The following is a 2,235-nucleotide window of genomic DNA, read 5'->3' as shown; positions in this document are numbered from 1 at the left end:
TCCACCCCGCGAGGGGATTCAATTCAATGTAAAGCCGTCCTAAAAGGACGGGGTTTCAAACCCATAGTTCTGATGACAGCCACAAATCTAGTCAATAAATTTGAGTACAAACCCCTACACAAACCGAATCAATTAATTTGCGGAACGGGGCAAACAGCCATTGTCAGCGGCTGGACAGTAAAAAGTGCGATCGGCAAAAAATTACAACCCAACGAATTTGCTGTCATCGGACAACTGTACTCTCCTACTCGCGGCATCAACTTCTTAATTAGAAACTTGCTGTGCAATCCCCACGTCCGCTTTTTAGTAATTCTCAACGCTACCAAAGAAGACCGCAACTCGGGTGCGGCAGCGTGCTTGCTCGACTTTTTTCGCAACGGCTTTGAAGCCGGCAAAAGCGATACTGGCAGAGATTGCTGGCTAATTAAATCTTCAATATTTGGCTACATCGATATTGAAATAGCAGCAGAAGCCTTAGAACTATTGCGTCATTCCATCGAATGGAAAGAAGCCAACAATATAGCAGAGACAGTGACCTTTGTCAAGTCTTTTGCCGAAAAAGAATCTGTTGAACCTTGGGGAGAACCGGTAACTTTTCCGCTAGTAGAAATTGTCCCGACTGTACTCCCCGGTCAGAAATACGGACACAGAATTGAAGGCAAAACTATCGCCGAAACTTGGGTAAAAATCATCCACCGAATTAAGACCACTGGCACCTTACGACCGACTGGTTACGACGGACAGTGGCAAGAATTAATCGACTTAATGGCAGTGATTACAGATGAGCCTGCGGAGTTCTATTTTCCTGAACCGAATTACTTACCAATAGACCGCGATTTCCTCGAACAGTACAAACCGCAAATGCTCGAAGATGCCCCGTATAGCGAAGGCATTAAATATACCTACGCACAGCGGATGCGGTCGTGGTTTGGACGAGATCAAATCGAAGAAGTTATTGTCAAACTAATTAAGGAAATTGACGCGGCAAGTGCTGTAATTAGTTTGTGGGATGCCGGGGGAAATATTAACAGAAGGCCTGACGGTTCCTCAGACCACCAGCACAGCGGTAGCCCTTGTTTGAATCATATTTGGGTGCGAGTTGTGGACGGTGAAATATCGCTAACCGCAACTCTCCGCAGTAACGATATGTTTGCGGCGTGGCCGGCAAATGCAATGGGTTTGCGGGCTTTGCAGCAGCACATTCGAGATGAAATTGCGAGGCGTTCCGATTATAATTTGACGATGGGCCCGTTGGTAACGCTGAGTCAATCGGCTCACTTGTATGACGATACCTTTGAAAATGCCGATCGACTAATTCAAACCCAATATGCTAAAATCTGCGAAGATCGAGACTTTTTCGATGCAGCGGGCAATTTTTTAGTTGAAGTAGCCGACAATCAAATAGTTGTCACGCAAACCACCCCCGGCAGCGGCGAAGTTGTCACCTGTTATTCTGGAAAAAACCCTCTCAAGTTAGTGCGAGAAATTTGTGCGGCTTCCCCTGCCATTAAAGGCGAGCATATTGGTTATTTGGGAATAGAATTGCAAAAGGCGGCCCAGTGTCTGAAAACAAGCAACCAATACATTCAGGATACAAGATGAATCTAGAAGAAGAAAGACCGAGTTGGGACGAATACTTCTTAATGTTGGCAAAATTGGCTGCTACTCGATCGACTTGTCTGGCTTTTCCTGTAGGCGCGGTGATAGCTAAAAACAGGCAAGTTTTAGCAACCGGTTACAACGGTTCGCCGTCAGGTTCGGTACACTGCACGGCTCAAGGCTTCTGCTATCCCGGTTTGAGCAGTTGCGATGCCAGCAAAACTTTGCCTTCGCGGGCGGTTCATGCTGAGGCAAATGCGATCGCCAAAGCTGCAAAACACGGCATATCAACCGCTGGATCTAGCATTTACGTGACTTTAGAACCCTGCATTTATTGTTTGAAAGTAATCATTTCTGCTGGCATTCGGGAAGTATTTTATGAAACTGTTTTTAACAGCGGAGAAAAAGCTGCTTTGAGAGATTCTTTTATCGCGGAAGGTCTTGTTGAACTCAAACAAATTAAGCTATCTGAAACTACAGCAAAAAGAGCGGCTTTATTTCTGCTGAATCCTACCTCTGTCCCAAAAGATACTGTAACAGGAATTATAGGCCCAGGCAAACAATAGACCTCTTGCAAAAATAATTAGGACGGGCAAGATGCCCATCCCACAAGAAAAAATAACTCTTGTGGGATGG

At 45.5% G+C, this 2,235-nt stretch carries 2 protein-coding genes; both read left to right on the top strand.

Translation table 11 applies throughout. The annotated features are described in order from the left end of the window. Positions 1-1,602: thymidylate synthase (locus QUB61_RS39020; RefSeq protein ID WP_333190453.1), on the top strand; the 1,602-nt coding region annotated here is incomplete at its 5' end. Next, positions 1,599-2,165 carry a dCMP deaminase family protein gene (locus QUB61_RS39015; protein WP_333130284.1) on the top strand — a complete coding sequence of 189 codons (567 nt, stop codon included), beginning with the start codon at positions 1,599-1,601 and terminating at the stop codon, positions 2,163-2,165. The genes QUB61_RS39020 and QUB61_RS39015, both read left to right, overlap by 4 nt. The last annotated feature ends 70 nt before the right edge of the window (positions 2,166-2,235 follow it).

This window comes from Microcoleus sp. C2D2 (genome assembly GCF_036702495.1).
Classification (GTDB): domain Bacteria; phylum Cyanobacteriota; class Cyanobacteriia; order Cyanobacteriales; family Microcoleaceae; genus Microcoleus.
Note: the sequence above shows the minus strand (reverse complement) of the source record. Positions and strands in the feature narration are given on the sequence as shown.